The 5,049-nt window shown below is 63.1% G+C and carries 6 protein-coding genes; 1 reads left to right on the forward strand and 5 read right to left on the reverse strand.

The genetic code is table 11. The features are described from left to right. The 5 genes from EN991_RS22885 to EN991_RS22905 form a co-directional block, all read right to left on the reverse strand. Nucleotides 1-1,245 (reverse strand): HPr family phosphocarrier protein (locus tag EN991_RS22885; protein WP_127369599.1); only part of this gene is annotated, 1,245 nt, incomplete at its 3' end. A gap of 56 nt (nt 1,246-1,301) precedes the next feature. Next, nucleotides 1,302-1,682, reverse strand: a complete 381-nt coding sequence (locus EN991_RS22890; RefSeq protein ID WP_013529330.1) for a PTS glucitol/sorbitol transporter subunit IIA — start codon at nt 1,680-1,682, stop codon at nt 1,302-1,304. Nucleotides 1,683-1,789: 107 nt separating this feature from the next. Then, nucleotides 1,790-2,791 (reverse strand): PTS glucitol/sorbitol transporter subunit IIB, encoded by a 1,002-nt coding sequence (locus EN991_RS22895; RefSeq protein WP_024503717.1) that lies wholly within the window; start codon nt 2,789-2,791, stop codon nt 1,790-1,792. A gap of 16 nt (nt 2,792-2,807) precedes the next feature. Then, nucleotides 2,808-3,569, reverse strand: a complete 762-nt coding sequence (locus EN991_RS22900) for a PTS glucitol/sorbitol transporter subunit IIC (protein ID WP_013529328.1) — start codon at nt 3,567-3,569, stop codon at nt 2,808-2,810. An 88-nt stretch (nt 3,570-3,657) separates the two neighbouring features. After that, on the reverse strand, nt 3,658-4,095 hold the full coding sequence (locus EN991_RS22905; protein WP_013529327.1) for a transcriptional regulator GutM: 438 nt from the start codon (nt 4,093-4,095) through the stop codon (nt 3,658-3,660). 196 nt (nt 4,096-4,291) lie between these two features. Here EN991_RS22905 and EN991_RS22910 point away from each other — a divergent pair, with 196 nt between their 5' ends. After that, a complete protein-coding gene (locus EN991_RS22910; RefSeq protein WP_127369600.1) occupies nt 4,292-4,933 on the forward strand; it encodes a hypothetical protein in 642 nt (213 codons plus the stop codon). Nucleotides 4,934-5,049: the final 116 nt, after the last annotated feature.

Below are 5,049 nucleotides of genomic sequence, written 5' to 3' on the forward strand. Positions count from 1 at the left end.
GAGACAGGTGCGGAACAGGCCGATGCCCATGGCACCAGCCTCTTGCGCCGCTTCGATTTCCTCGAGTGAGCCGATATTGGCCGCCACCTCGATGATCCTGCCGTCCGCGAGCTTCGGCGTCACCGTCTTGAAGATGGTCAGCCCGGCGCGCTCCTTTGCCGCCGCTTCGACGCGGCCGGCGAAATCGGCACGGGTCGCCTCGTCGGGGTCGATGATCACATGGCCGGCATTGCCGTCGAGCGCGACGTCTCGCGCGGTACGCAAGGCATTGACCTGGTCGCCGAGGCCGAGCACTGCCGGAATGCCGTGCGAGCGCGCGATGATGGCGATGTGCGAGGTGGCGCCGCCATGGCCGCACACCACGCCGCCGATACGCTTCAGCGGCGCGCGTGCCAGATCCCAGGCGCCGATGTCGTCGGCGATCAGGATAGCGCCTTCAGGGATGTTTTCGAGGCTGACATCGTCTTGGCCCAGCAACACCAGGCAAATCTGCCGCCCGACCGCATGAACGTCATCCGCCCGCGCGTTGAGATAGTGATCGTCGACGGCGCTGAACTCGGCGGCAATGGTGGAGGCGGCGGTGATGACGGCGGAAACCGCGTCGTTGCCGCCCTTGATCAGGCCCTCGGCCTCACCAGTCAGGCTGTCGTCGGCGGCGATATCGCGCAGCGCGGCGACGATGCCGCGGTCTCCAGCCGACAGGCTGTCCTGCGCCAACGCATGATCCATGCGGGCCTGGACGGCGCCGACAGCCGTGCGGAACCGGTCGATCTCGCCTTCTATCTCCTCGGCCCGCAACATCCGGCCCTGTCCAGCGATATCGGGTGGGAAATGCGCAAAGGCCGGGCCGACGGCGAAACCTTCGCTGGCGGCCACGCCACGCAAGCGGTTTGCCCCGCCAGGTGCCGCCAGCACGGATCCCGGCGCGGGTGCCGCTTCCTGCCCGGCATCGTTGGCTGGGCTCTGCGCTTCCGCTTCATCATCGAGGCCGGCCCGCGGATTCTCGAGATAGCCGATCAGCGCCTCGAGCGCCTCGATGGCATCGGCGCCATTCGCCCGCACCGTGACTTCCTGGTTCTCCTTGACCGCCAGCAGCATCAGCTTGACCGAACTCTTGGCGCTGACCGCCTTGCCGTCCTTGACCAGTTCGACGTCGGATTCGAAGCCCTTGGCGAGCTTCACGAACCGCGTCGCGGGACGGGCGTGCAAACCTTCATGCACTCTGACGATGGTCGAGCGTTCCATGGCAAATACTCTGGTTTTGGGCGCCGCTCCCAACATGGGCCGCGGCGCGAATGCTGTCAGGCGGCGATGGTGATGATCGCGCCGGTCTTCAGGGCGGCCACGAGCGCTTGCGGATCGACTTGCGACGCACAGATCTCGCCCGGTCTCTCGGCCTCGGTAGCGCCGTTGAACGAAATGACGACATGACCCATTTCCAGCACCTTGCTCCACGCGCTGGAGCCGACCGCTGTGATCACAGCGGCAACCGGGCCGAGGGTGATCGAAGCGCCCTTGGCGGGCGCTCCGTCACTTGGTCCCTGCTCCGCCTTGTGGAGCACCGAAACCTCGGCAAGCTCCGGCGGCGAGCCATCCGCAAACAGGATGACCACGCCCCCTTCGGCAAGGTCCGCCACTTCGGGGCCGATGGCAGTGACCCGTGTTCTCAAAAGAACCGTCATATGGCGAACCTCATTTCTCAACTTTCCCTAGAGCGGTGAACCGCACTATCTCTTTGTTTTGACGCAATTTCCAAGGGAAAGCATTGTGCGCTTTTCCCGGAATTGCCTTAGAACACGATCAGGCTGACGACCCAGGCGATCAGCACCGAGACCGGACCCATGATCTGGCGGCTGATGAGCACCGCCGGAACGCCGATTTCGATCGTCTTAGGCTTGGCCTCGCCGAGCGCCAGGCCGACGGGGACGAAGTCGCAGCCCACCTGGGTATTGTAGGCAAACAGCGCCGGCAGTGCCATTGCCGGCGAAATCGTGCCGTTGGCGATCTGCGGGCCGATGATGGCAACGCCGATGACCTGCGCGATGACAGCGCCTGGCCCGAGGATGGGCGACAGGAACGGCAGGCCGCAGATCGCCGAGATGATCAGCAGGCCGACGATGTTGTTGGCCAGCGGACCCATCGGCTGCGCCAGCACATCGCCGATCCCGGTATACAGGATCAGACCGATGAGCATGGTCACGAAGGCCATGAACGGCAGCACGTTGCGGATGACCTGGTCGATGGTGCGGCGGCCGGCATTGAAGAAGATGCCGACGATACGTCCCATGACGCGGCCGATCGTGCTGATGAGGCCGATCAGCCCACCTTCGCTCGGCAGCGGCTGTGGTGCCGCGGTCGCATTGTTGCTTGAACTCATCGCTGCTGCTCCCCCTGCAGTCGTGATCGTTTCGGATCCGTCCGCCATTGTGATGTTGGCCGGCTTCACGCCCGAAACGTAGATGTCCTCGGTGATGAACTGGGCCAGCGGCCCGGATTGACCGACCGGCGTCAGATTGACGGTCGGGATACGTTTGCGCGGATAGACGCCGCATCGTGCGGTGCCGCCGCAATCGACGACGACAACCGCCATCTCGCTTTCGATCGGCGGTGCCCTGAAGCCGTCGACGGCCTCGGCGCCGGTCATGTCGGCGATGAGCTGCGCCACCGGGTGAATGCCACCACCGGTGACGGAAACCACCTTGCTGCGCTGTTCGGTCGGCTCGATGATGAGCGGGCCACCCCAGCCGGTTTTGCCCTGGGAGATCTTTACGGCTTTATATGTCTTGGCCATGATGTCCTCCCCGCCCTTACAGCTCGACGCCTTGGCGGCGTGCCATGATCGCGGTGATGCGTTCGGTCAGCATGCCCTTGAGCAGGATGACGACGAGGCCGACGATGGCGTACCAGATCGCCACCTTGACGTGGTAGCCGGCGACGACGACGCCCTTCTTTTCCAGCTCCAGCAGCGCGACGAGAATGCCACCCCAGACGAAATACTCGCCGGGATTGATGTGCGGGAACAGGCCGAGCGGCGGGTGCACATAGGACACGGCCGCGTCATAGAAGGCTGGCTTGTGCTTTTCTTCCAGGAACGATCCGAACGTATAGGCCATCGGATTGGTGAGGAAGAACACCGCCAGCAGCGGCAAAAGCGTGTAGCGCGTCAGCGCGATCCGACCGGCGCCGCGCGCCAGGCCATGCACGCGCTCTTCACCGACCAGTTCGGTGACGGCATAGAAGGCCGTCATCAGCACCACCAGCGTCGGAATGATGCCGGTGACGAAGCCGGCGAAGACCTCGCCACCCTTCTGGAAGATGCCGATGAAGTACTTGCCGATGGCGGTCAGCCAGCCGAGCTGCTCTTCCTGCTGGACGTCCTTCAGCTTTTCCTTGAACTGATCGACGGTGATCGGTCCGCTGTCCGCTTGTGCGAGGACAACGAGATGGTCGGAGGCATGCTCGACAGCGAGCTTGCCATGCAATGCGGCATCCGAAACCATAGCACCTGCGACATGCAGATTGTGCACGGCCATGTCGGCATGCTGCGCCAACAACGAAAATACAGACATTTCTCCTCCTTATGCCACCCGCCGGTTGATCCCAGTCGGTGCGCGGCGTCCTCTATCCCTTCGATTTAGAACCCGAAATCATCCGGCTCTAAGCCCTTGCTACGTTCAAACCGGACAGGCCCGGCTTCTTCCCCGGCTCCGACCGTGTTTTGTCGATCTGCTCGATCGCCCGTTTCACGGCCTCGGCCACACCGGGTTCCCCCTCCCCCATGATTGCAGGGTTGGACCGGAGTCGATCGAGGGGAACACCCTCGAATTCTTCATGTCTCTTGAACTTGGTGAAGACGGAACGGCCGCTCATCACCATCAGGCGGCGCACGACCAGATCGGGCGTCACCACGACGAGCGCGATGGTGCCCTTGGCCAACCGGCCGCGAAAATTGCCGGCTCCGACGAAGCCGTCCTTGTACTGGTCGGTGACGCCCCTGAAGACATCCGAATAATGCCGCATCTGCAGCCAGACGCCGAGCGACTGCAGCGCCCACACGATAACCAGCAGAAGCAGTCCCCACTGCCAAATCGCCATTCGGTTCTCCTCCCGAAGCCTCAGTTGAATCGCACCTTGGACCGGCGCGTGACAACAGCAAAGTGAGAACATTTGTTTCCGAGAATGTCAATATGTATGATATTGGCCTCTGAAGCGGTCATCCACAGGGCCGCTGACAGATTTCGGCGGCGGCGCCCTTGTGCTAGGCTGACCGGGAAACAGGATACGAGGAAACATGGACCTGCCCTTCCGGGACGAACTGGCCTTGATGCCCGATCTTCGCCATCGGCTGCGGCAGTTGCGCTGGTTCCGCGCCACCTTTCGCGGCAGCGCCAAGGTGGTCGCGGACACGTTCGGCGTGCGCTTCGAGATCGACGAGGCCAAGCTCACCAGGGCCTTTCTCGACTGGGTCGAGATCATGGAGGCGCAGAAGCGCTTCGCCGCGATCGACCGCGCCGACTTCATCGTCTTTGCCGCCGGCCTCGTGCTGCGTGAGCTGATAAAACAGGCGCCGGCCAGGGAAATCTCCGGCCTCACGCAGCTGATCGAGACGGAAACGAACGCCGGCACGCTGGAAATCGTCCGCTTCTGGCCGGAGGGTTTCCTCTACACCAACTACTGCGTCTCGGTGATTTCGGCGATCCACGAGCAGGAATTCGGCACGGCACCCGGCATCGACAAATGCGCCGACGATTTGCGCACCTGGTGGTCCTATCGCGAGAATGTGACCGAGATGCCGGCCTATGCGGTGGCTTTCCTCGACCGCTTTCTCGGCGCCGAACCGAACTGGATCACCCCGGATCGCGCGCAGTCCCGGCAAGCCATGCAACGGGCGCTCGGGTCTTCCCGTGCGAGCGATGCGTTGCGCCAGCTTTGAGCCCGCTCTTCGCGTCCCCAAAACCGCACGTGCTATTGAACATTTGACTTTTTGCCGATAGCGATGTGCGAAAATTGACTCGAGAGGGAAACGCGTGGCGCGACCAAGGCCTATTA

The sequence above is a fragment of the Mesorhizobium sp. M7A.F.Ca.US.005.03.2.1 genome (assembly GCF_003997795.1).
In the GTDB taxonomy this organism is placed as follows: domain Bacteria; phylum Pseudomonadota; class Alphaproteobacteria; order Rhizobiales; family Rhizobiaceae; genus Mesorhizobium; species Mesorhizobium ciceri.

What these genes read in the sequence shown, in the direction of transcription:
- EN991_RS22910 (WP_127369600.1), top strand. Translation starts at nt 4,292, where the DNA reads ATGGACCTGCCCTTCCGGGACGAACTGGCCTTGATGCCCGATCTTCGC.
- EN991_RS22905 (WP_013529327.1), bottom strand. Translation starts at nt 4,095, where the DNA reads ATGGCGATTTGGCAGTGGGGACTGCTTCTGCTGGTTATCGTGTGGGCG.
- EN991_RS22900 (WP_013529328.1), bottom strand. Translation starts at nt 3,569, where the DNA reads ATGTCTGTATTTTCGTTGTTGGCGCAGCATGCCGACATGGCCGTGCAC.
- EN991_RS22895 (WP_024503717.1), bottom strand. Translation starts at nt 2,791, where the DNA reads ATGGCCAAGACATATAAAGCCGTAAAGATCTCCCAGGGCAAAACCGGC.
- EN991_RS22890 (WP_013529330.1), bottom strand. Translation starts at nt 1,682, where the DNA reads ATGACGGTTCTTTTGAGAACACGGGTCACTGCCATCGGCCCCGAAGTG.